This window comes from Paenibacillus sp. B01, from assembly GCF_009649995.1.
GTDB lineage: Bacteria > Bacillota > Bacilli > Paenibacillales > Paenibacillaceae > Paenibacillus_O > Paenibacillus_O pasadenensis.
Genome location: NZ_CP045802.1, coordinates 3,302,190 through 3,325,055 on the forward strand (window position 1 = coordinate 3,302,190; position 22,866 = coordinate 3,325,055).

Annotated in this window: 21 protein-coding genes; all 21 read right to left on the bottom strand. The window is 62.6% G+C overall.

What is annotated here, in order from left to right; all coding sequences use genetic code 11:
* Positions 1-119: 119 nt before the first annotated feature.
* The 21 genes from GE073_RS14215 to cheB all read right to left on the bottom strand — a co-directional run bounded on the left by GE073_RS14215 (position 120) and on the right by cheB (position 22,856).
* Positions 120-4,424, bottom strand: a complete 4,305-nt coding sequence (locus tag GE073_RS14215) for a PolC-type DNA polymerase III (RefSeq protein ID WP_153783726.1) — start codon at positions 4,422-4,424, stop codon at positions 120-122.
* 167 nt (positions 4,425-4,591) lie between these two features.
* Positions 4,592-6,040, bottom strand: a complete 1,449-nt coding sequence (gene proS / locus GE073_RS14220; RefSeq protein ID WP_028597398.1) for a proline--tRNA ligase — start codon at positions 6,038-6,040, stop codon at positions 4,592-4,594.
* Positions 6,041-6,061: 21 nt separating this feature from the next.
* On the bottom strand, positions 6,062-7,336 hold the full coding sequence (gene rseP / locus GE073_RS14225) for an RIP metalloprotease RseP (protein WP_028597399.1): 1,275 nt from the start codon (positions 7,334-7,336) through the stop codon (positions 6,062-6,064).
* Positions 7,337-7,414: 78 nt separating this feature from the next.
* On the bottom strand, positions 7,415-8,554 hold the full coding sequence (locus GE073_RS14230; protein WP_028597400.1) for a 1-deoxy-D-xylulose-5-phosphate reductoisomerase: 1,140 nt from the start codon (positions 8,552-8,554) through the stop codon (positions 7,415-7,417).
* Between the two features lie 52 nt (positions 8,555-8,606).
* Positions 8,607-9,401, bottom strand: a complete 795-nt coding sequence (locus tag GE073_RS14235) for a phosphatidate cytidylyltransferase (RefSeq protein ID WP_028597401.1) — start codon at positions 9,399-9,401, stop codon at positions 8,607-8,609.
* A gap of 26 nt (positions 9,402-9,427) precedes the next feature.
* A complete protein-coding gene (locus GE073_RS14240; RefSeq protein ID WP_028597402.1) occupies positions 9,428-10,195 on the bottom strand; it encodes an undecaprenyl pyrophosphate synthase in 768 nt (255 codons plus the stop codon).
* 45 nt (positions 10,196-10,240) lie between these two features.
* Entirely contained in the window at positions 10,241-10,795 is a 555-nt protein-coding gene (frr, locus tag GE073_RS14245; RefSeq protein ID WP_028597403.1) for a ribosome recycling factor, read from the bottom strand.
* Between the two features lies 1 nt (position 10,796).
* On the bottom strand, positions 10,797-11,525 hold the full coding sequence (gene pyrH / locus GE073_RS14250) for a UMP kinase (protein ID WP_028597404.1): 729 nt from the start codon (positions 11,523-11,525) through the stop codon (positions 10,797-10,799).
* A gap of 188 nt (positions 11,526-11,713) precedes the next feature.
* A complete protein-coding gene (gene tsf / locus GE073_RS14255) occupies positions 11,714-12,364 on the bottom strand; it encodes a translation elongation factor Ts (RefSeq protein WP_028597405.1) in 651 nt (216 codons plus the stop codon).
* Between the two features lie 155 nt (positions 12,365-12,519).
* Positions 12,520-13,218: a 30S ribosomal protein S2 gene (rpsB, locus tag GE073_RS14260; RefSeq protein WP_028597406.1), complete on the bottom strand. Its 699-nt coding sequence runs from the start codon at positions 13,216-13,218 to the stop codon at positions 12,520-12,522.
* 206 nt (positions 13,219-13,424) lie between these two features.
* Complete coding sequence (locus GE073_RS14265; protein WP_052332922.1) at positions 13,425-14,075, bottom strand: hypothetical protein; 651 nt, start codon at positions 14,073-14,075, stop codon at positions 13,425-13,427.
* Positions 14,062-14,670 (bottom strand): hypothetical protein, encoded by a 609-nt coding sequence (locus tag GE073_RS14270; protein ID WP_028597407.1) that lies wholly within the window; start codon positions 14,668-14,670, stop codon positions 14,062-14,064. The genes GE073_RS14265 and GE073_RS14270 overlap by 14 nt, the downstream gene beginning before the upstream one ends.
* 43 nt (positions 14,671-14,713) lie before the next feature.
* The gene (locus tag GE073_RS14275; RefSeq protein WP_028597408.1) at positions 14,714-15,034 is read right to left on the bottom strand and encodes a hypothetical protein; all 321 of its coding nucleotides are present in this window, start codon (positions 15,032-15,034) and stop codon (positions 14,714-14,716) included.
* Between the two features lie 60 nt (positions 15,035-15,094).
* Positions 15,095-16,498: a flagellar assembly protein A gene (locus GE073_RS14280; protein ID WP_028597409.1), complete on the bottom strand. Its 1,404-nt coding sequence runs from the start codon at positions 16,496-16,498 to the stop codon at positions 15,095-15,097.
* Between the two features lie 15 nt (positions 16,499-16,513).
* Positions 16,514-17,302, bottom strand: a complete 789-nt coding sequence (locus GE073_RS14285; RefSeq protein ID WP_028597410.1) for a FliA/WhiG family RNA polymerase sigma factor — start codon at positions 17,300-17,302, stop codon at positions 16,514-16,516.
* A gap of 93 nt (positions 17,303-17,395) precedes the next feature.
* The gene (locus tag GE073_RS14290; protein WP_028597411.1) at positions 17,396-17,854 is read right to left on the bottom strand and encodes a hypothetical protein; all 459 of its coding nucleotides are present in this window, start codon (positions 17,852-17,854) and stop codon (positions 17,396-17,398) included.
* Positions 17,855-17,859: 5 nt separating this feature from the next.
* Entirely contained in the window at positions 17,860-18,354 is a 495-nt protein-coding gene (locus GE073_RS14295; RefSeq protein ID WP_028597412.1) for a chemotaxis protein CheD, read from the bottom strand.
* Complete coding sequence (locus GE073_RS14300; protein ID WP_028597413.1) at positions 18,351-18,971, bottom strand: chemotaxis protein CheC; 621 nt, start codon at positions 18,969-18,971, stop codon at positions 18,351-18,353. Before GE073_RS14300 ends, GE073_RS14295 begins: the two co-directional genes overlap by 4 nt.
* 5 nt (positions 18,972-18,976) lie before the next feature.
* Positions 18,977-19,438: a chemotaxis protein CheW gene (locus GE073_RS14305; protein ID WP_028597414.1), complete on the bottom strand. Its 462-nt coding sequence runs from the start codon at positions 19,436-19,438 to the stop codon at positions 18,977-18,979.
* A gap of 19 nt (positions 19,439-19,457) precedes the next feature.
* The gene (locus GE073_RS14310) at positions 19,458-21,500 is read right to left on the bottom strand and encodes a chemotaxis protein CheA (RefSeq protein WP_028597415.1); all 2,043 of its coding nucleotides are present in this window, start codon (positions 21,498-21,500) and stop codon (positions 19,458-19,460) included.
* A gap of 36 nt (positions 21,501-21,536) precedes the next feature.
* Positions 21,537-22,856 (bottom strand): protein-glutamate methylesterase/protein-glutamine glutaminase, encoded by a 1,320-nt coding sequence (cheB, locus tag GE073_RS14315; RefSeq protein ID WP_028597416.1) that lies wholly within the window; start codon positions 22,854-22,856, stop codon positions 21,537-21,539.
* Positions 22,857-22,866: the final 10 nt, after the last annotated feature.

Genomic DNA, 22,866 nt, shown 5'->3' on the forward strand with positions numbered 1-22,866 from the left:
TTCCCCACTCTTCAGAAAGTACATCTATCCTCATGATTACCAAAAAAATTATACCATAACCCCTGATGACTGACAAGAATTGTTTTCCTCTAAAGCGATTGGAGCAGCCGCCGCCAGCCCTAGAAGAGAGACAGCTGGTTGGACTCCGGAAGGCCGCGGAAGCAGCCCATTCCGCCCAGCACCTCGACGATCGTCTTGGTCGCCTTGGAGCGCTGTTGGAAGTCTTCTACCGAGAGGAACTCTCCGCCGTCGCGAGAGGCGGCGATGTTGCGCGCGGCATTTTCGCCGATGCCGGCGATCGCCGCGAACGGCGGAATGAGGCTGTCGCCGTCGATCGTCCAGCGCGTCGCCTCCGAGCGGTACAGGTCGATCGGCTTGAACGAGAAGCCGCGCGCCGTCATTTCGAGCGCCATCTCCAGGATGGAGATCGACGCCTTTTCCTTCGGCGAGGCGGCGAAGGCCTTCTGCTCGATTTCCACGAGCCGCTTCAAAATCGCGTCGTAGCCTTGGCAGAGCAGCTCCAGGTCGAAGTCCTCCGCCCGCACGGTGAAGTAGGTCGCATAGTAGGCGATCGGATGGTAGAGCTTGAAGAACGCGGTGCGCACGGCCGAGATGACGTAGGCGGCGGCATGGGCTTTCGGGAACATGTACTCGATGCGGAGGCAGGAGTCGATGTACCACTGAGGAACCTTGCAGCGCTTCATCTCCTCGATCCATTCCGGCGTCAGTCCCTTGCCCTTCCGCACGCTCTCGGTGATCTTGAACGCGAGGCCCGCGTCCATGCCGGCCTTGTAGATCAGATAAAGCATGATCTCGTCGCGGCAGCCGATGACGGTCTTGATCGTGCAGGTGCCTTTTTTGATGAGCTCCTGCGCGTTGCCGAGCCAGACGCCCGTTCCGTGCGACAGCCCCGATATTTGCAGCAGGTCGGCGAACGAGCTCGGCTGCGTCTCTTCGAGCATCTGGCGGACGAACTTCGTGCCCATCTCCGGCACGCCGTACGTCGCGACGCTCGAGCGGATCTGCTGCGGCGTCACGCCGAGCGCCGTCGTCGAGTTGAACAGGCTCATCACCTTCGGATCGTTCATCGGGATCGTCGTCGGGTCGATGCCGGTCAGATCCTGGAGCATGCGCATCATCGTCGGATCGTCGTGGCCGAGAATGTCGAGCTTGAGCAGGTTGGCGTCGAAGGCGTGGTAGTCGAAGTGGGTCGTCATCCACTCCGCGCTCGTATCGTCGGCCGGATACTGCACCGGCGTGATGTCCTCGACCTCGATGTAGTCGGGCACGACGACGATGCCGCCGGGATGCTGGCCCGTGCTCCGCTTGACGCCGGTGCAGCCCGATGCGAGGCGGCTGAGCTCCGCTCCCCGCCATTTGCGGCCCTTCTCTTCTTCATATTTCTTGGCGAAGCCGAACGCCGTCTTTTCCGCCACCGTGCCGATCGTGCCCGCGCGGAACACCGCCTTCTCGCCGAACAGCACCTTCGTATAGTTATGGGCGATCGGCTGGTATTCGCCCGAGAAGTTGAGGTCGATATCGGGAACCTTGTCGCCCTTGAAGCCGAGGAACGTCTCGAACGGGATGTCCTGGCCTTCGCCGCGCATCATCGCTCCGCACTTGGGACAGGCCTTGTCCGGCAGGTTGAAGCCCGAGGAGACGCTGCCGTCGAGAATCCAGTCGCTGTGGCAGCAGCCGTCCGTCTTGCACAAATAGTGCGGCGGCAGCGGATTGACCTCGGAAATGCCGAGGAAGGTCGCCACGACGGAGCTGCCGACCGAGCCGCGGGATCCGACCAGGTAGCCGTCCTCGTTGGATTTCTTGACGAGACGCTCCGAGATGAGATAGTTCGCCGAGAAGCCGTACTTGATGATCGGCACGAGCTCCTTCTCCAGCCGGTCGATGACGACCTGCGGCAGCTCCTCGCCGTACATGCGCCGAGCCGTCGCGTAGCAGGTGTCGCGGATCTCGTCGTCGGCCCCCTCGATGATCGGCGTATACAGCTTGTCCGGGAACATCTCGTACGTCTCGAAGCGCTCGGCGAGTTCCACCGTATTCGTCACGACGACGCGATAGGCGAGCTCTTCGCCGAGGAAGCGGAATTCCTGGAGCATCTCGTCCGTCGTGCGGAAATGCGCGTCCGGCTTGCGCTGGTCCTTGAGCGGGCTGAAGCCGGTAATGCCCATGATCGTGATCTCGCGGTACATCTTGTCGCGCGGATGCAGGTAATGCACGTTGCCGGTGGCGATGACCGGCTTGCCGAGCTTGTCGCCGATGCGGCAGATCTTGCGCATCGCCTCCTCGATCTCGGCGCGGCTGCCGACGAGTCCCTTGTCGACGAGATGCATGTAGAAGTCGACCGGCTGGATTTCCAGCACGTCGTAGAATTCGGCGACATCTTCCGCTTCTTCGACCGTCTTGTTGAGCACAGCCTCGAAAAACTCGCCCTTCTCGCAGCCGGAGATGACGAGCAGCCCTTCCCGCATCTCCTTGAGCTTGCTCTTGGGAATGCAGGCGACCCGCTTGAAATGCTTCGTATGCGAGAGCGAGATCAGCTTGAACAGGTTCTTCTTGCCGACCGCGTTCAGCGCGTAGATGTTGCAGTGGAACGGCCGCGAGTTGGACAGGTCCATGCCGACATAATCGTTGAGCTGATGCAGCCCCGTAATGCTGCGCTCGGCCGCGTCGCCGATCAGGCCGTACAGCACGCCGGCGAGCGCCACCGAGTCGTCGACGGCGCGGTGATGGCTTTCGAGCGAGACCTTGTATTTGTCCGACAGCGTGTTCAGCCGGTGGTTCTTCATCGTCGGGTGAAGGAAGCGCGCCAGCTCCAGCGTATCGAGCACCGGATTGGACAGCTCCGGGATGCCGATCTCCTTGCAGGCCGCCTGGATGAAGCCCATGTCGAAGCGGGCGTTGTGCGCGACGAGCACGCTGTCGCCTACGAACTCGGCGAATTCCTTGAGCTTTGGAGCGAGCTCCGGCGCGCCGCGCACCATGTCGTCCGTAATGTTCGTCAGCTGCTGGATGTGGTACGGAATCTTTTCGTGCGGATCGATGAACGTGGCGAAGCGGCCGATCTCATGCCCGTCCTTGTATTTGACGCCGGCGAGCTCGATGATTTTGCAGGCCGTGATCGAAAGTCCCGTCGTCTCGATGTCGAACACGACATACGTCGCATCCTTGAGCGATTCCTCGCGCGGATTCAGCACCATCGGCACGGCGTCGTTGACGACGTTCGCCTCGACGCCGAACAGCACCTTCACGCCGTTCTTCTTGCCGTGCTTGAACGCGTCGGGAAAACATTGCACGTTGCCGTGGTCGGTGACGGCGATCGCGCCGTGGCCCCATTTGGCGGCAGTCTTGATATACGCGTCGACCGGCGTGACGGCGTCCATCGTGCTCATCGTCGTGTGCAGATGGAACTCGACCCGCTTGACCTCCGCCGTATCGGTCCGCTCCTTGGGCGGCAGCACCTCGTGCAGGTCGTTCGGCATCATGACCAGCTCCGGCTCCTGCATGAACCGGTCGTATTCGACGCGGCCGCGAGCCTTGATCCACTTGCCGTTGGACAGCTTGGACAGCACCTTGACGTCTTCCTTCGTCTTGGCGAACATCTTCATCGCCATCGAGTCGGTGAAGTCGGTGACGTTGAACGTGAACAGCGTGCTGCCGTTGCGCAGCTCCTTGACGTCGAGCCCGAACACCGTGCCTTGCACGGCGATCTTCTTTTCTTCCTCGACGATGTTCATCATCGGCACCGGCTCGTCGCGGATGTCGTAGCCGATAGCGAGCTTGACGTCGCCGTCCTCCGGCTCCGGCACCGCCTCAGAGGCGACGCTCGTCATGATCTGCTGCACCTGCTCGCTGTTTTCCTGGACGACGCGCTTCTCGAACTGCTCGTACAGCTCGCGCGAGCTTTCGCCTGCGGCGAGCTTCACCCGCAGCGTGCGGCGGAAGCGCTCTTCGTAGAAGGCTACGATCGCCTCGTCGATCTTCTTGCGCTTCGCCAGCTCGAGACCGGCCCGATCCATCAGCATGATCTGCAGCACGCCGCCGCTGGCAGAAGGCGCGGCCTTGGCCAGCCAGCCGTTGACCGACGCCATTTCCCGCTGCGCCCACTCGACGAACAGCGGCCAATATTCCAGAGCCAGCTCGTCCGTGGAGATCGATTCATCATAAGTAAAGCAAAAGGTGACGTCCGCCAGATGGCTGAACTTCTGCTTGATCGTCTGGCAGAACACCTTGTAATAGTCCCGTTTCACGAGCAGACTTTTGGCGATGCAGAACGTCCACTCGCGGTTGCTCGGGCTGACCAGCACCTTCTCGATATGGCCATCCTGAAAATGGGCTCCGATCAGGTCCGGCGCCAGCTCCGCCTGCTTCATCAACAGCTCGAAGCGCTGTCGCTTTGCCTCGCTCATATGTTCCCTCCCTGCTTGAAGACCGTCCGATTCCAGCAATCAGACTCTATTATACCGTCGAAAAATGGAGAAAGACATAGAAAGTTGCCGCCCTCGCCGCGGCTGCCGCTCTCCAAAAAAACAAAGCCAAGCCCCTGGCGGGACTTGGCCTTGAACAAGCCTGGATATCAGTACGCCCGGGCGAATACGACCGTATGGGCGGCTTTCTCGCCGCAGCACAGGCAGGACGCCTTGCGTTCGGAAGGCTCGAACGGAATGTTCCGGCTCGTCGCGCCCGTCTCTTCCTTGACCTGCTTCTCGCACGCCTCGGAGCCGCACCAGCCGGCCGTAACGAAGCCGCGCTTCTGCTCGAACAGCGCCTTCATCTCGTCCAGCGTATCGACCGCGAACGTGTTCTCCGTGCGGAAAGCGGCCGCCTTCTCGTACATCTCGCGATGCACCTGCTCCAGCATGCTCTCGATCTCGGCGAGCAGGTCGCTCTGGTTGACGATACGCTTTTCGCCGCTGACGCGGGAGACGAGCACGCAGACGCCGTTGTCCATGTCGCGAGGGCCGAGCTCGAGACGGATCGGCACGCCGCGCATCTCGTACTCGTTGAACTTCCAGCCCGGGCTGACGTCCGAGCGGTCGTCGACGCGCACGCGCACGCCGGCCTGCTTGAGCTGGCCGAACAGCTCGTCCACCCGCGCGAGCACCGCGTCGCGGGTTTTCGGCGGTCCGATCGGAATCATGATGACCTGCGTCGGGGCGATCTTCGGCGGCAGCACGAGGCCGCGGTCGTCGCCGTGCACCATGATGAGCGAGCCGATCAAGCGCGTGCTGACGCCCCAGGACGTCGTATGCGCGAACTGCAGCTGGTTCTCGCGATCGAGGTACTTGATGTCGAACGCGACCGCGAACTTGCTGCCGAGATAATGCGAGGTCCCCGCCTGCACGGCGCGCCCGTCCTTCATCATCGCTTCGATCGAATAGGTGTCGACGGCGCCGGCGAAGCGCTCGGACGGCGTCTTCTCGCCGCTGATGACCGGAATCGCGAGATAGTCCTCGACGAAGCTGCGGTACACCTCGAGCATGCGCATCGTCTCCTCGCGCGCCTCCGTCTCGGTCTCATGCGCCGTATGGCCCTCCTGCCAGAGGAACTCGCTCGTGCGCAGAAACGGCAGCGTGCGCTTCTCCCAGCGGACGACGTTCGCCCACTGGTTGATGAGCACCGGCAGGTCGCGGTACGACTGGATCCATTTGCTGTACATATGGCCGATCATCGTCTCGGACGTCGGACGGATCGCCAGCCGCTCCTCAAGCGGCTCGCCACCGGCCTCGGTCACCCACGGCAGCTCGGGGTTGAAGCCCTCGACATGCTCTTTCTCCTTTTGGAAGAAGCTCTCGGGGATGAACAGCGGGAAGTAGGCGTTGCGGTGGCCGGTCGCCTTGAAGCGGCGGTCCAGCTCTTCCTTAATATGCTCCCAGATCTCATAGCCCTCGGGACGGAACACGATGCAGCCGCGCACCGGCGAGTAATCCATGAGCTCGGCTTTTTTGATGACGTCGATATACCAGCGGGAGAAATCCTCCGCTTGAGGCGTTATTTCCGTTACGAACTGCTTTTCCTTCGACATGGCTGAACCGCCAGCTCCCCTCTACCCTTTGACAAGTCGCAATATATCGTTGTAGGTCACGGCCAGCATCAGCAGCATGAGCATCATGAAGCCGATGACGTGGACCATGCTCTCCCGCGCCGGATCGATCGGCCGTCCGCGCAGCGCCTCGATGCCGATGAACACGAGGCGGCTGCCGTCAAGCGCCGGGATCGGCAGCAGGTTGAAGATGCCAAGATACAGACTGAGCAGCGCCGCCCAGCTCGTCAGCTGCGTCAGGCCCTGGCGGGCGATCTGGCCCGTCACCTCGGCCGTGCGCACCGGACCGCCGAGGTCGTCCAGCTTGAAGTCGCCGGTGATCAGCTTGCCGAAGCCCTGGAAGATGCTTACCGTCATGTCCTTCATGAGCGTGAACGTGCCGGTGATCGTCTCGCTGAACGTGGCCGCCCGGCGCGGATAGCCGGCCGTGATGCCGACCTTGCCCATCTTGGTGTCGGCGTCGAGCTTGGGCGTCATCGTGAACGTCATCGTCTCGCCGCCCCGCTCGACGACGATGTCGAGCGGCTTGCCGGCCGACTCGCCGATCACCTGGATCATGCGGTCGTAGTCCGCTTGGATGTCCTCGCCGGCGACCGTCTGGATGACGTCGCCTTTGTGCAGGCCGGCCTGCTCCGCCGGCATGCCGCCGACGATGCTGTTGATGACCAGATGCCGCGGGTTGTCGACGGCGACGCCGGCCATCTGGATGTACGCGGCGAACAGCACGATCGCGAGGATGAAGTTCATGAACGGTCCGGCGGCGATCGCGAGCGCCCGCTGGCCGACCGTCTTGCTGCCGAACTGCCGGTCCAGCGGAGCGATCTGCGTCTCCCTGCCCTTGGCGATCATGAGCGCTTCGGGATGCACCTCGTAGCGCTCGGAGTCGCCCTCGACGAGCAGCTGCACGAACAGCCGGCGCTCCAGGTCGATCGCCTCGACCTCGCCGCGGACGACGCCGCTGCGCTCATCCAGCTTGTCGAGGTAGAGGCGCGTCGCCTGGCCGTTCTTGACGCGGATCGCGATCGTCTGGCCCGCCTGGATCTCGACGAGCTCCGGATCCTCTCCCGCCATGCGGACGAATCCGCCTGCCGGCACGAGCCGAAGCGTGAAGCGGGTCTCGCCCCGCTTGATCGAGAACAGCTTCGGGCCGAAGCCGATGGCGAACTCGCGGACGAGGATGCCGGCGCGCTTCGCAAAAAAATAATGTCCCCATTCGTGAATGGTGACAATGACGAAAAACACGAGAACGGTCATGAAGATGACCTGCAATGTACCCATCGATGTCGGTGCCTCCTGTCGCTTTAGGCCTGTACCTTAGATTATCATTATTCTCCAGCCTGGCACAAGAGAACCGACTTAGAGGGAGGCGGCCAGCCGGCGGGCCCACTGGTCCGCCTCGGCGATCGTTCCGAGATCGGGATCGGATGCAGGAACATGCTTCTCCATCGCTTGCTGCAGGATGGCCTCGATCGCGAGGAATTCGATCTCTCCGCGCAGAAAGCGCTCGACCGCGACCTCGTTGGCCGCGTTGAAGACGGTCGTCGCCGTCCCTCCGATGCGGCCGCACTCGTAGGCGAGCGCGAGGCAGCGGTAGCGGTCGAAGTCCATCTCCCGGAACGTAAGCTTGCCCAGCTCGGCTAGGCTCAGCCGTTCCGTCGGCGACGGATGCCGCTCGGGATGCGACAGCGCGTACTGGATCGGCACGCGCATGTCCGGCAGTCCGAGCTGCGCGATGACGCTGCGGTCGTTGAACTCCACATAGGAGTGGATGATGCTCTCGGGATGGATGAGCACGCCGATGTCGTCATAGCCGAGGCCGAACAGCCAGCGGGCTTCGATGACCTCCAGTCCCTTGTTGACCATCGTCGCGGAGTCGATCGTGATCTTGGCTCCCATCGACCAGTTCGGGTGGCTGAGCGCCTCCTGCACGGTGACGCCGCGCAGCTGGTCGCGCGTTCGGTCGCGGAACGATCCGCCCGAAGCCGTCAGCGTGATGCCCCGCACATCCTCGCGCCGCTCGCCGTTCAGGCACTGGAAGATCGCCGAATGCTCGCTGTCCACCGGCAAAATCGAAACGCCCCTGCGCCGAGCCGCCTCCATGACGAGATGGCCGGCCGTCACGAGCGTCTCCTTGTTGGCGAGCGCGATGTCGCGGCCCGCTTCGATCGCGGCCAGCGTCGCCGGCAGGCCGCGGCTGCCGACGAGCGCGGTGACGACCGTATCGGCGTCGCCGCCGCCGGCAAGCTCGACCAGCCCCTGCTCGCCCTGCAGCACCTCGATCTCCTGCGGCAGCGCCGCGCGCGCGGCGCGAGCCGCCTCCTCGGTCGCCAGGCAGACCCGCTTCGGCCGGAAGCGGAGCGCCTGCTCGATCAGCAGCGCGGAGTTGGCTCCCGCCGCCAGGCCGTCGAGCGCATAGCGCTCCGGATGGTGCGCGACAATGTCCAGCGTCTGCGTGCCGATCGAGCCGGTCGATCCGAGCACCGTAATTTTTTTCACTGCGATCGACTCCTTGTCTTGCAGTATGTACCGGCCCGGAGCGGGACCGTTCCTAGAGCGGGAGCAGTCCCGTCAGCACGAGCAGCGGAAAAACGACGATCCAGCTGTCGCAGCGGTCGAGCACTCCGCCGTGGCCGGGCAGCAGCTTGCCGCTGTCCTTGACGCCGCGATGGCGCTTGTACGCCGACTGGATCAGATCGCCGAACTGTCCGGCGACCGCCGCGACGGCGCCGATCGCGACCGCGCGGCCAAAGCCGATCGTCTCCGGAGCTGCGAGCTGGAAGGCGATCGCAGCGGCGATCGCGCAGGCGATGCCGCCGAGCGAGCCTTCGATCGTCTTGTTCGGGCTGATCGCCGGCCACAGCTTGCGCTTGCCGATCGCCTTGCCGATGAAGTAGGCTCCGATATCCGAAGCCCAGATGGCGGCGAAGCTAAGGAAGCTCAGGTACAGGCCATGCGGCTCGATGCCTCTGACATCGCCCATGGCGGCGAAGCCGAAGCCGACATAAACGGCCCCCAGCAGCAGCAGCGCGGCTCCATCGACCGCGATCCGGTTTTTGGTGACGACCGTCACCGACAAGAGCAGAAGCAGCAGCAGCCATATCGCTGCGCTGTCCGACGGAACGTCGAGGCCCATCTCTTCCCATGGGAGCATAAAAAAAAGCACCCCGGCGAAGCCGAGCAGCCCAGCCGGGTGGAAAGGAGAAATGCCGTTCAGGCGCGCGAATTCAAAAAAGCCGATCAGGGCGAGCAGCAGCAGCAGCAGCTCGTATGGCGTCCCGCCGATGACGAGCAGCAGCAAGAAGAGAGCGCCTGCCCCGAGGCCGGTTAGGATCCGTTGTTTCATCGCTATTTTCCTCGCTTGGAAGCGGGCTAGGACAATCCTCCGAACCGTCTGCCCCGCCGCTGATATTCGATGATGGCTTCCTGGAACTGCTCCTCCGTGAACGAAGGCCAGTAGACATCGGTAAAGTACAGCTCGCTGTAGGCCAGCTGCCAGAGCATAAAGTTGCTCAGCCTCAGCTCGCCGCTCGTGCGGATCAGCAGATCGGGATCCGGCAGGTCGCTGCTGAGCAGCCGGCTTTCGAACAGCGCCTCGTCGATCGACTCCGGATCAAGCTTGCCTTCGGCCGCTTCGCGGGCGATGGAGCGGACGGCGTCCGCCATCTCCGCCCTGCTGCCGTAGTTGAGCGCGAAGTTGAGCACGAGGCCGGTGTTCTCCTTCGTCTTTTCGATCGCTTCCTCGAGGGCTTCGATCGTAAAGGACGGAAGATGCTCCCGGTAGCCCATCATCCGCACCTGCACGTTGTTCTCGATCAGCTCTTCCAGCTCCAGAGCGAGAAACTCCTGCGGAAGACGCATCAGAAAATCGACTTCCGGCTTGGGGCGCTTCCAGTTCTCGGTGGAAAAAGCGTACAAGGTCAAATATTTCACGCCGGCTCTGTCGGCAGCCATCGTAACCTTCTTGACCGCCTTCATTCCGGTATGATGGCCGGCGATTCGCGGCAGGCCGCGATTCTGGGCCCATCGCCCGTTGCCGTCCATTATAATGGCGACATGCTGCGGCACATTTTCCCCGGACGGAAGCTCCGCTTCCTGCGGAGATGCCTTGCCCCGTTTTGACCACAGTCTGTCGATCATCTTCCTTCCTCCCCGCAGGCGTTGAATCCCGTTGTCCAGTCCCAATCAGACTTCCATGATTTCCTTCTCTTTGGCGGACAGCACCTTGTCGACCTCGGCGACGAACTTGTCGGTCGTCTTTTGGATGTCGTCCTGGTGGCGCTTGGACTCATCCTCGGAGATGTCCGTCTTCTCGAGCTTTTTAATGGACTCGTTGGCGTCGCGGCGGATGTTGCGGATCGCTACCTTCGCCTCTTCGCCGAATTTTTTCGTCATCTTGACGAGCTCCGAACGGCGCTCCTCGGTCAGCATCGGCACCTGGATGCGGATCGAGGCGCCATCGTTCGAAGGCGTCAGGCCGAGATCCGACTTCATGATGGCGCGCTCGATATCCGCGAGCGACGATTTGTCCCATGGCTGGATGAACAGCGTGCGGGAGTCCGGCGTATTGATGTTCGCCAGCTGGTTGAGCGGCGTCAGCGCGCCGTAATAGTCGACCGAGATGCGGTCGAGCAGAGCCGGAGTCGCGCGGCCGGCGCGAAGCGTCGCGAGATCGCGCTTAAGCGCTCCGATCGCTTTTTCCATGCGCTCGGCAGCATCGGATTTGATGGTTTGCGGCATGTCAGTTGGCACTTCCTTTCACGATGGTTCCGATCTTCTCTCCGAGCACGACCCGCTTAATATTGCCTGGGATCGTAATCGCGAATACGACGAGCGGAATGTTGTTGTCCATGCAGAGCGAGGTGGACGTGGAGTCCATGACGCCCAAATTGCGGTTGAGCACGTCCAGATAAGTCAGCGTTTCGAACTTCTCGGCCGTGGAGTCCTTGAACGGATCGGCGGAGTAGACGCCGTCCACCTTGTTCTTGGCCATGAGGATGACCTCGGCTTCGATCTCGGCTGCGCGAAGCGCGGCTGTCGTATCCGTCGAGAAGAAGGGATTGCCGGTTCCGGCTGCGAAAATGACGACCCGCCCCTTTTCCAGATGGCGGATCGCGCGGCGGCGGATATAAGGCTCGGCGATCTGCTGCATGGCGATGGAGGTCTGAACGCGCGTCGGAACGTCGATCGATTCCAGAGCGTCCTGAAGGGCGAGCGAGTTCATGACCGTTGCGAGCATGCCCATGTAGTCGGCCGTGGCCCGGTCGATGCCTTTCGCCGTGCCGGCGATGCCGCGCCAGATGTTGCCTCCGCCTACGACGATGGCCACTTCGACGCCCAGCTCCACGACCTCCTTGATTTGCTGCGCAATGGACGAGATGATTTCAGCCTCGATGCCGTAGCCAGCCTGGCCGGACAGCGATTCTCCGCTCACCTTCAGTACGATGCGTTTGTAGACGGGATTCTCCAACGTCAATACCCCCATGTTCAAGACAGATTTCGGTGCTTAAAAAGTTTCAACAATGCGGCGTCGAACGAAAGCTTCCTAAAAAAAACAGGCGGGGCGGAAGCCCCGCCCCGCCTGTCCTCGCGTTCGGTATCGGTTAGAAAGACGCCGGCCGACCGGATGGCCGGCAGCGTCTGGCAATGGAACGCGGCTTACAGCTTCGCTTGCGACATGACTTCTTCGACGAAGTTGTCGACTTTTTTCTCCAGGCCTTCGCCAAGCTCGAAGCGAGCGAAGCGACGGATGGAGATGTTCTCGCCGATCGTGCTGATCTTTTCGTTCAGCAGCGTCGAGATCGTCTTGTCCGGATCCTTGATGAACGGCTGCTCCAGCAGGCAGAACTCTTCATAGTACTTGCTCAGGCGGCCTTCGACCATCTTTTCGACGATATGGGCCGGCTTGCCTTCGTTGAGCGCTTGCGCCTTCAGGATCTCGCGCTCTTTTTCCAGCTCTTCCGCTGCCACTTCCTCGCGGCGGACATATTTCGGACCTACGGCTGCGATCTGCATCGCGATGTCCTTGCAGAACTCGCGGAACTGGTCCGTCTTGGCGACGAAGTCGGTCTCGCAGTTGATCTCCACGAGCACGCCGATGCGTCCGCCAGCGTGGATGTAGGATTCTACGACGCCTTCCGTCGCGACACGGCCGGCTTTGTTCGCCGCAGCGGCAAGGCCTTTCTCGCGAAGCAGCTCGGCTGCTTTCGTCAGATCGCCGTTCGCTTCTTCCAGCGCTTTTTTGCAATCGAGCATGCCTGCTCCCGTTTTTTCACGCAATTCCTTGACTGCACTCGCATTGACTGCCATCTGATTTTCCTCCCGATGCCTTCATTCAGGCCAAGTTGTCCGCTTCGAGCGGATTGTTTCCTCTATGCACCCTCAAAAAAAGGGCGGCGAGGAGGCTTTCACCTTCTGACCACCCTTATCGTTCACAGCTGTAGGAATTTCCTGGCGAATCCAGCTTAGGCGGTCGTTTGCTCGCCTTGGTTGGCTTCGACGATGGCGTCAGCCATCTTGCCCGTCAGCAGCTTCACGGCGCGGATCGCGTCGTCGTTGCCCGGGATGACATAATCGATCTCGTCCGGATCGCAGTTCGTATCGACGATGCCGACGATCGGGATGCCCAGCTTGCGAGCTTCGGCGACCGCGATGCGCTCTTTGCGCGGGTCGATGATGAAGAGGGCGCTAGGCAGCTTGCGCATGCCTTTGATGCCGCCGAGGAATTTCTCGAGGCGATCCTTCTCCTTGCGGAGGATGATGACTTCTTTTTTAGGCAGGACATCGAACGTGCCGTCCCCTTCCCATTTTTCCAGCTGGCGCAGACGATCGATGCGCTTTTGGATCGTGGAGAAGTTGGTCAGCGTACCGCCGAGCCAGCGTTGGTTGATGTAGAAGTTGCCGCAGCGCTCCGCTTCTTCCTTCACGGAGTCTTGAGCTTGCTTTTTCGTGCCGACGAAGAGGATGGAGCCGCCGTCTTCCGCGATGGAGCGGACGAAGTTGTACGCCTCTTCTACTTTTTTGACCGTCTTTTGCAGGTCGATGATGTAAATGCCGTTACGTTCGGTGAAGATATAGCGATCCATTTTAGGGTTCCAGCGGCGAGTTTGGTGACCGAAGTGAACACCAGCCTCGAGCAGCTGTTTCATGGAAATCACTGCCATCTTCAACACCTCCTAGTTGGTTTTTATTTGTGTCCTCCGCCGATGTCATCTTCCGGCAAGACTTCCGCTCGCGGAAGCACCCTTGACAGAATTAACCGGCGTGTGTTTTTAACACCGTCAATTACTATAGCATACCGGGCTTGTCAGCGCAACTGTCCCCTCAAGCGAAAAAAACGAGACGCCATCCGCTTGGAACGGGCGGCCCCTCATCGGTTTTGCTTGTCCAGCCACGCCTTGCCCTCTGCCGGGTCCATCGGCTGGCTGGCTAGAATCTTCTTCAGCTTCTCGAGGCCGGGCTTGCCCTCGATCTTGAAATAGCCGGCTCGGACAAGCGGGACCGGCCGCTGCTTCTCCATGTAATCGAGAAAGCCTTTCTCGCTCGCGATGAGATTGCGTTCCTTCAATAAAGAGGCGGTCTCCGTCAGGCTGCTCCCCGGCTCGATCCGGATGACGACGACCGGGAGGCTCTCCGCCGGCTTGCCGGACGGCTTGGCGGATTCCGATTTCGTTCCGCCTTTGGGAGCCGCCGCTGGAGACGGACGCGCCGACGGCGAAGCGGCCGGAGAGCCCGAAGGCTGCGGACTGGCAGCAGGCTCGATGGAAGGCGCAGGCTGCGCTCTAGGACTCGGGTCGCCGCCCGCCTCCGCCTCCTCGGCTTCGGCCATCTCCGCTCTCGTCCGCTCGACGGCCGCCTGGACGAGCAGCTCCGCTTCTTCCGCCGTATAGACCGCCGCCTCGTCCGGCGGATCCGGCAGCGCGGCTCCGCCCTGGCCGGCCAGCAGCAGCTGCAGCAGCAGGGCGCCGGCCATGATGCCGACGCCGAGGCCGGTCCAGAACATGCGGTTAGGAGGCTTCATGGCGAGCCCCCTCCTGCTTGGCCAGCTGCTGGATGAGCAGCACCTCGCCTTTGTTCATGCCGAGCCGCTTGGCGATCTGCTCCACGGAGAGGCCTTGCTCATGCAGGTCGAAAAGCATCTTGAACCGCTGCCTGATGCCCGACTTGGACGCTGGCGCCTGCGCCGAGGCGGCGGACTCGGCAAGCCCTTCCTGCGGCGCTTCGGCCGGCTGCGAGGCAGCGGCAGCCGGAGCGGCGGGACGTTGCCCGGCGGGTCCGCCGGCAGCGGAAGCCGCCGCCACCGACGCGGCCTGCAGCTCCATCTCGCGCTGCAGCCGCGTGCAGCGCTCCTCGAGCTCGGCGATCCGTTCCTCGCGCCGCCTCGCCTCTTCCTTCTCTTGTTCTTTTGACGACAGCACAAGGCCGGTCAGATCCCGCTGGCTCTGCTCCATGTTTTCCATGAACTGTTCCAGCGCGAGCTCCATTTGCTGAAGTCCGGCGTCCGAAGAGCCTTCGCTCTTCGTCTTGTTCGCGCCGCGTCCCCGCGCCAGCAGATTGGACCAGACGAGCACCACCGCTCCGACGAGGACAATATAGTGCCAGGGCTGCATGTTCATCGTCCGTCCTCCTTCTCCTGTAATCTCTGCGATCCCAAGCGGCTTACAAGCGGATGTCGATCCGGCGGCCTTTATACGGATGCGCCGTCCGCTCTTCCGGGAGCTCTCCGCTTTCCGCCTTGCCTCGCCTGTCGCCGGCTTTCGCGCCGCCGCTCCCGCTTTCTTCTTGCCGGTAGCCGATCTTGGCGTCGGCCCGGCTTTCCAGCTCGGTGCTGCGGCTTCGATCCTGCTCCGTTTTTTTGGCCGCCTGCTCCGCCTGCTGCCGCGCCTCTGCGGCCAATCGGCTTTGCAGCTGGCTTTGCTGCATTCCGGTTTCCTGGGTCTTCGGCACGGACACCTGCAGATCGACCGGTCGATAAGGCATCGCATCCTCCTCCTTGCAGCTGCCTTCCGCATGCCGCAAAAGGCTTGCTCGGCAGCGCCGCTAGACGATCTGGCCCATGTGGATCTCGCCTTCGATGAAGCGGAACTGCACGCGGGACGTCGGCTCCTTGATGAACCGGGTATAGCGTCCGATGACGATTTTCGTTCCCCCGAATACGGTGCCCCGCACCTCGACCTTGGCCGTGCTCGAATCCTCGAGCGAGCGCTCGATGTCCAGGATCCGGTCCCGGGCCTCCTCGATCTCCTGCACCGCCTGCTTTTTCGTCGCCGCCAGCTTGATCCGAAGGGCCAGCTTGTCGGAAGCGATCGTGCCAGCCGCCGCCATCTGATCGAGAATGGCCAGCGCCTTTTCCGTCTTGTCGAGCGCTTCGCTTTTCGACCTTACGGCGATGCGCAGCTCCTTCAGCTCCTCGCGCAGCTCGGGCTTGACGCCGACCTCGATCGACGTGGCCGTCGACATCGTATTGCCCGCGGTGCGCACCTGCACCGTCTCGCCGGCCTGCACGACGCCGCCGACGAGCAGCCCCTTGGCGCCGCCGCAGACGACGTTCCGGCCGGCGCGCACCTGCGAATGCATGATGCTCTGGCTGACGAGCACATCCTCGCCGGCGAATACCGTGCCGTCCTGGATGAACGAGCAGCGGACCGAGTGTCCCGCCTTCACCGAGCCTTTGCCGCCGCCCATGATGCCGCCGGTGATCTCGATCGATCCGTCCGTCTCCAGCTCGGCCCCCTCGACGCCGCCGACGACGCGGATGTCTCCGGCCGCCCTCACGCGGAAGCCTGTCAGCACATTGCCGCGCACGACGACGGTCCCGACGAAATCGATATGGCCGGTATGATAGTCCACGTCTCCGTTGACCTCATAAACGGGGAACACATTGATCGAGTCGCCGCCGGTAATCGTAAACAAGCCGTCTATCGCCGCATAGACCAGCGTCCGATCGGCATTGCAGACGACGTTTTTGCCCGCTTTCAGGCGCGCTTCCTTGCCTTTGCGGCCCGGGACCGCGATTCCGGTCACCGTTTTTCCCGGTTCGCCTTCCGTCGCGGGCAGCTTGCGGGCGATAAGCTGGCCTTTCTGGACGTTCAGAATCTTTGACGTTTCCTTGAAGTCGACCTTGCCGTCCTCCGACTCCTCCGGCCGCTGGTCGGCATTCATCTCGACGACGTAAGCGATCCTCCCGTCCTTGCCCGTTTTTGGCGGGAGGCCATGGGCGATCGGAGTCTGCTGCAAGGAATAGGAGGCCGGATCGTTCGAGATCGCATGGAGCAGATCGTACTGAATTCCATATGTAATGCCGCTAGCCCTCAGGAATTGCTCGAGCTCGGCGGCCGTGCAGGCAAAATCGTCGTCGCAGCGGATGAACTGCAGCAGCGCCGTCATCTGATCGGGAGCCACGTTTACGCTTAGCCGCTGCTGCAAGCCTAGCTGTTCCTTCATCGTTCCGACCTCCTTCTAGGAGTTCTGCATCAATTGTTCCTTTTGCTTGGACAACGCGCCTCTCAGCCGAAGGATCGCCTTGGAGTGCAGCTGCGAGATTCGGGAGGGCGAGAGCGACATGACCTCGGCGATCTCGCTCAGCGACAATTCTTCGTAATAGAAGAGGGAGACGACGATCCGCTCCTTCTCCGTCAGCTTCTCGATGCCTTTCACCAGCGATTCCTTCAAGTAGAACTCATGGACCTTATGGTCCGGATTTTTGGCCTTTTCGTCGACGAGCAGCGACATGCGAGTCTCGCTCTCTTCCTCTCGGATCGGATCCTCGAGCGAGCAGACGGTCGTGACGGCGATTTCCTGCAGCATGACCGTGAATTCCTTTTCCGACACCTGCAAATAAGAGCTGATCTCGAAGTCGCTCACCGAACGCAGGTATTGCTGCTCCAAGTGCTGGTAGGCTTCCTCGATCCGCTTCGCTTTCTCGCGCACCGATCTCGGCACCCAGTCTCCCTGCCGCAGGCCGTCGATGATCGCTCCGCGAATTCTCCAGGATGCGTAGGTCTCGAACTGCAGGCCGCGCTTGTAATCGAATTTATCGATCGCGTCGATGAGACCCATGACTCCGTTGCTCGCCAAATCATCCTTCGATACGTTTTTGGGAAGGCCGATCGCCATCCGGTTCGTGACATAGTCCACAAGCGGCAAATATTGCTCGATCAGCGCCTTTTTCGCGTCCAGATCCTGCTCCTCTTTCCACTTTTCCCACATTGGCATGTTGGATAAATGAGGCGCCTTGGGCTCAGTCATCGTCCTCAAGCCTCCTTAAGCTTTCGCCATCCAGTTCCTCGTCGGTCCGACCGGACCTTGCCTGGCTTCGTCGGCCCGGGTTGCAGCCGAGCTTCATTTGTCTTCCGAATTCCACTGCCGCACCGCCTGCAGCAGCTCCTGCTCGCTCGGCTCCTCCCGCGTCGCGCGCAGCTGGGGAGGGGACAGCGGCTGGAAGGCCGCCGCGTCCCGGGCTGGGGCGGGCGCTCCGCGATCCTCGCGGGCCCGCTCTCCCTCAGGCGCCCTCCACCCCTCGCGCAGCAGCTCTTCCAAATCCTCGCTGCCCGCAGCCTCGAGGTCCAACGCCGACCCGGCCGCTGGCGTCCCCGCTTCCGCGGCCGCAGCGGACGCCGGGTCCGGCAGCGTGAACGTGAGCAGGAACCGCAGCGCGTAAGCGAGCAGCCAGAATGCCGCCGCCGCGGCGAGAGCGCGCGTCCCGCCAACTTCCCAAGGATTGCGGCCGGCATTGAGCAGAAGCGTCAGCAGCGCGCCTCCTGCGGCGATCCAGCCGTTGATGCGCCATGAACCTACCATCTTCGCTACAGCTCCTTTGTGCCATTCTGGGCGGAACGGATCGTAAGGATGCCCGTTTCCGAATCCAGCTCGATGGTGCGTCCGTAATTTCCGCCGGTATCCTCGGCCACGACCGGAATGCCGATGCGCGAGAGCAGCAGCGCGCAGCTTTCCACGTTTCTCGGGCCGATGCGCAGCGAGTCGCTCTGCGCGAGAGAGGCGAACATCTGGGCTCCGCCCGCCATCTTTGCGTTCATCCGCTCCACTCTCGCCCCCGCCTTTTCCAGCTCCTCGATCAGCAGAGGAACAGCCGTGTCGGCATACTTGGCGCGATTGAACGGAAACTCGCGGGCGATGGAGGAGTCCGGCAGCATGACATGGGCCATGCCACCGATCTTCCGTACGGCATCGTACAGCGTCAGTCCGACGCAGGAGCCGAGACCGGTCGTCCGGATGCATTCCCCGCGCACAGCGACGCCCAGATCGGCCATGGCGACCTTGACGATCGGCTGCTGGATCATGGCACGTCCACTCCGAGCGAACGGAACAGCGTCGGGAACGAATCGGGGTCCGGAATCAGGAAAAACTGGCCCTCGATCTCCTCCCCGTCGCCCTGGAAGCGCGTCTCGACCAGCAGCGCCGCATCGCCCATCTCTCCGTATTGCATGAGCCCGTAAGCGAGCACGGCGCCAGCCATGTCGAGGGCCACGGCTGGCACGCTCGGCGATAAGGCGAGGCGCGTCAGATCGGCGAGAGAGGACAAGTAGGAGCCGGCCAGGATGTTGCCGATCTCGCTCAAGGCGGACAGCTCCATTTCCGAGTACTCCAGATCCTCCTCGACTTCCATCGCCGCCAGCCTTCGCAGCAAGCGCTTGGCGGCGACCGGGTTCATGATGTAGAACAGATTGCCCGGAGCATCGCCGTCCACCCTCAGGAACACGGCCACGACAAGCTGTTCGGCTCCGCCCGCGCGTTCGGCGACTTCCTCGAACGGCACGAGGCTCACCTTGGGCACCGCCATGTCGACCGGACGATTCAGCAGCGTGGACAGCGCGGTCGCCGCATGGCCGGAGCCGATATTGCCGACTTCCTTCAGCACGTCGAGCTCGAATTCGGCAAGCTTGCCGTATGACCTCACGCCGATCAAGCCTCCATCTGTTCCAGCTGCACAAGCTCCGATTTATTGAGCACCTCGGACAGGTTGAGCATGACGAGCAGCCGTCCGCCGTCGGTCTTGGCGACTCCGCGCAAATACTTGGCCTGGATGCCGCCGACGACTTCCGGCGGCAGCTCGATCTGGTCGCTGCTGATATCCGTCACATCGTTCGCTCGGTCGACGATGAAGCCGACCTCCATCTCGCCGGAGCTCACGACGATGATCCGGGTCGCTTCCGTCTGCTCCGTCTCCGCCAGTCCGAATCGGCCGCGCAGGTCGATGACCGGCACGACGACGCCGCGCAGATTGACGACGCCCTTGACGAACGCCGGCGTTTTCGGCACGCGCGTAATCGGCATGAGCCGCTCGACCGTCTTCACCTTGTCGACCTCGATGCCGTACTCCTCTTCTCCGAGCGAAAACACGATCACCTTGATGTCTTCAGCCATAATTCCCATCCTCCTTCGCTTATTTGAAAAGCGCGTTCGGGTCGATGATCAGGGCAACCTGGCCGTCTCCCAATATCGTCGCGCCGGATACCGCAGGCGTCTGTCCAAGGTAAGCTCCCATCGACTTGAGCACAATGTCGCTCTGCCCGATGAAGTCGTCGACGATGACGGCGGCCCACTTGTCGCCTTTGCGGATGACGATGTACTCGCTCTCCTCCTCGTCATCCTCGCGATAGTCGGGAGCGCCCAGCACGCGGCTGAGGGAAACGACCGGAATGACTGCATTGCGGTAGGAGAGCATCCGATTGCCGTGAACGGTCAGGATCGCTTCCCGCTTCACGATGCCGGTCTCGACGATCGACGTGAGCGGCACGGCGTACTTCTCGGAGCCGAGCTTGACGAGCATCGCCGTAATGATCGACAGCGTGAGCGGCAGCTGGATGCTGAATTTGGAGCCGACGCCCGCCTTGCTCTCGACGGAGACGTTGCCTCCGAGCGAAAGGATCTTCGAGCGGACGACGTCGAGCCCGACGCCGCGGCCTGAAATGTCCGAAATCTGGTCGGCCGTGCTGAAGCCCGGCGCGAAGATGAGGTTGTTCATCTCGTCGACGGTCAGCCTGGCGGCCTCCTCGGGCGAGAGCACTCCGTTCTCCACCGCTTTGGCCTTCACCTTGTCCGAGTTGATGCCGCGGCCGTCCTCCTCCACCTCGATGAACACATGGTTGCCGCTATGATAGGCGCGCAGCCAGATCGTGCCCGTCTCCGGCTTGCCGGCCTGCAGGCGGCCTTCCGTCGTCTCGAGGCCGTGATCGAGAGAGTTGCGGAGCAGATGCACGAGCGGGTCGCCGATCTCGTCGATGACGGTGCGGTCGAGCTCGGTGTCCGCTCCGGTCACGATCAGCTCGACCTTCTTGTCGAGCGAGCGGGCGAGGTCGCGGATCATCCGCGGGAAGCGGTTGAACACGGTATCCACCGGCACCATCCTCAGCTTGAGGACGATGTTCTGCAGGTCTCCGCTGATGCGGGACAGATGCTCGACCGTCTCCGTCAGCTCTCCCCGTCCGATCTCCGACGACAGCTGCTCGAGCCGCGAGCGGTCGATGAGCAGCTCGCTGAACAGGTTCATCAGCGCGTCCAGCCGCTCGATGTCGACGCGAATCGTGCGGGAAGCGGCGGGAGCTCCGCCAGCCGGCTTGCGAGCTTCCCCGGCTGCGGACGGCTCGGCCGGCTTGGCGGCAGGCGCGCTCGGCGCCGCTGCGCCGGCAGCCGGCTTGGCGGCAGGCTCCGGGCGCGCCAAGCGCTCGAGCGTGCCGGCATCCAGCTCCTCGGCGCGAGCGGCCGCGACCTCGGAGATGCCGCCGACGGCTTCCTCCAGTCCCTTGGCGTCATGCTCCGTGACGAAGATGACGGTGAACGAACGGTCGAACTGCTCCTGCTCGAGCTCGGTGACGGAAGGAATCGACTTGACGACTTCTCCTTTTTCCTCCAGCAGGTTGAACACCATGTAGGCTCTCGCCGCCTTGAGCACGCAGCTCTCTTCGAGCGAGACGTCGATGCGCAGAGCCTTGAGGCCGCTGTCCATCGACTGCTTCAGCACGGACAGCTGGAATTCGTCGATCGCCGCCGAAGGACCGGCCGGCGCTGCGACCGCGGCCGCCGCCGTCTCGGTCCGGGTCAAGTAGCTGCCGTCGACGATCGACTTCAGCGCGCCGACGATGCTTCCGACGTCCGCCTTGCCCTGGCCTCCGGCCGTAATGTCGGCGACCATGCTCTCCAGCGCGTCCAGTCCCTTGAACAGCACGTCGAAGATGAACGCGTCCATCGCCAGCTTTCCATTGCGGACCAGATCGAGCACGTTTTCCATCTCGTGGGTGAGCGAGGCGAGATCCTCGAATCCCATCGTGGCGGACATCCCCTTGAGCGTATGCGCCGATCGGAAAATGACCTGGACGATGCTCAGATCGTTCGGATCGCCTTCGAGCTTCAGCAAATTCTCGTTGAGGGCTTGCAGATGATCCTGGGATTCATCGATAAACATGGAAAGATAAGCGTTCATATCCATAATCGAGTCCACACCTCCTGTAAGTTGACCGTTCGGTTAGCCGAGGCAGCGGACGGAAAGCTCCTTGGCGATCGACGAGAGCGGAAGCACCGTGACGCAGCTTCCATTCTCGACGCAGCTGCGAGGCATGCCGTAGACGACGCAGCTTTCCTCGGATTCGGCGATCGTGCTGGCGGCCCCGCTTTCCTTCAGCTCCAGCATGCCCTTGGCCCCGTCGCTCCCCATGCCGGTCAGGATGACGCCGTGCCGCTTGAGGCCGCCATGCGGCACGAGCGAGCGGTACAGCACGTCGACCGAGGGGCGATGCCCGCTTACCGGCTCGTCCTGCGACAGCCGGATGAAATACCCTCGCTCATCCCGGTCGAGACGCATATGATTGCCTCCGGGAGCCAGATACACATGGCCCGTCATGACCGGCTGGCCGTCCACGGCTTCATGTACGGTCAGCGGCCCGGCTCCGTCGAGCCGCTTTGCGAGCGAGGCGGTGAAGCGCGGCGGCATATGCTGCACGATCAGCACCGGAGCCGGCAAGTCCTCCGGCAATCCGGCGATCAGCTCCTGCAGCGCGCGCGGTCCGCCTGTCGACGTGCCCACGGCGATCAGATGCTCGAAATTGCGGCTGCCTGCCGCCGCTCCGGCCGTGGCGGCGGGACGGAGCGGCTTGGAAGCGGCGGGGCGTCCAGCCTTCGGCTCGGCCCCCGCTTCCGGCCGCGGCCGAGCCGAAGGTAATCCGGCCGGCTTTTCAGGCTTGGCGGTCGGCAGCTTCGGCGCCGCCGAAGGCGATCCAGCCGTTCGGCCTGCCGGCTTGGCCGCAGCGGCCGGCAGCTCCGTTCCGCCTTTGCCGGCACCGGCCGCCGGAACCGAAGAGCGGCGATCCGGCTGGCGAGGCTTCGCCGTCTTCGCCCGCTCTGCGGCCAGCGCCGCCTCTTCGTGCTGACGCCTGATCCGCTCGCGGATGAGGACGGCCGTGTGGAGCTTTTCCCTCAGCAGCCGGCCGATCGTTGAGATCTCGCCCGGCGGAGAGCTTGCCGCCGGCTTGCGGATGAAGTCAAACGCGCCTTGCTGCAGCGCGGCGATCGTCAGCGAGGTGTGCTCCTCGCTGATTCCGGAGAACATGATGACCGGCAGCGGATTCGAGGCCATGATCGCCTCCAGCGCGTCGATTCCGTTCATCTCCGGCATTTCCAAGTCCAGCGTCATAGCATCCGGGTCGAGGCGGGAAGCCGCCTCGATCGCTTCGACGCCGTTGCGGGCCATGCCCGCCACCTCGAACGCCGGATCCTCCTCGATCAGATCCTTGATGACGGCTCTCATGAAGGCCGAATCGTCTACGACGAGCACTCGATATGGGGACATCCGCCGATCT

Coding starts and splice junctions, on each gene's coding strand:
- GE073_RS14215 (WP_153783726.1), bottom strand. CDS start 4,424: ATGAGCGAGGCAAAGCGACAGCGCTTCGAGCTGTTGATGAAGCAGGCG.
- proS (WP_028597398.1), bottom strand. CDS start 6,040: ATGTCGAAGGAAAAGCAGTTCGTAACGGAAATAACGCCTCAAGCGGAG.
- rseP (WP_028597399.1), bottom strand. CDS start 7,336: ATGGGTACATTGCAGGTCATCTTCATGACCGTTCTCGTGTTTTTCGTC.
- GE073_RS14235 (WP_028597401.1), bottom strand. CDS start 9,401: ATGAAACAACGGATCCTAACCGGCCTCGGGGCAGGCGCTCTCTTCTTG.
- GE073_RS14240 (WP_028597402.1), bottom strand. CDS start 10,195: ATGATCGACAGACTGTGGTCAAAACGGGGCAAGGCATCTCCGCAGGAA.
- frr (WP_028597403.1), bottom strand. CDS start 10,795: ATGCCGCAAACCATCAAATCCGATGCTGCCGAGCGCATGGAAAAAGCG.
- tsf (WP_028597405.1), bottom strand. CDS start 12,364: ATGGCAGTCAATGCGAGTGCAGTCAAGGAATTGCGTGAAAAAACGGGA.
- rpsB (WP_028597406.1), bottom strand. CDS start 13,218: ATGGCAGTGATTTCCATGAAACAGCTGCTCGAGGCTGGTGTTCACTTC.
- GE073_RS14265 (WP_052332922.1), bottom strand. CDS start 14,075: ATGAAGCCTCCTAACCGCATGTTCTGGACCGGCCTCGGCGTCGGCATC.
- GE073_RS14270 (WP_028597407.1), bottom strand. CDS start 14,670: ATGAACATGCAGCCCTGGCACTATATTGTCCTCGTCGGAGCGGTGGTG.
- GE073_RS14275 (WP_028597408.1), bottom strand. CDS start 15,034: ATGCCTTATCGACCGGTCGATCTGCAGGTGTCCGTGCCGAAGACCCAG.
- GE073_RS14280 (WP_028597409.1), bottom strand. CDS start 16,498: ATGAAGGAACAGCTAGGCTTGCAGCAGCGGCTAAGCGTAAACGTGGCT.
- GE073_RS14285 (WP_028597410.1), bottom strand. CDS start 17,302: ATGACTGAGCCCAAGGCGCCTCATTTATCCAACATGCCAATGTGGGAA.
- GE073_RS14290 (WP_028597411.1), bottom strand. CDS start 17,854: ATGGTAGGTTCATGGCGCATCAACGGCTGGATCGCCGCAGGAGGCGCG.
- GE073_RS14295 (WP_028597412.1), bottom strand. CDS start 18,354: ATGATCCAGCAGCCGATCGTCAAGGTCGCCATGGCCGATCTGGGCGTC.
- GE073_RS14305 (WP_028597414.1), bottom strand. CDS start 19,438: ATGGCTGAAGACATCAAGGTGATCGTGTTTTCGCTCGGAGAAGAGGAG.
- GE073_RS14310 (WP_028597415.1), bottom strand. CDS start 21,500: ATGGATATGAACGCTTATCTTTCCATGTTTATCGATGAATCCCAGGAT.
- cheB (WP_028597416.1), bottom strand. CDS start 22,856: ATGTCCCCATATCGAGTGCTCGTCGTAGACGATTCGGCCTTCATGAGA.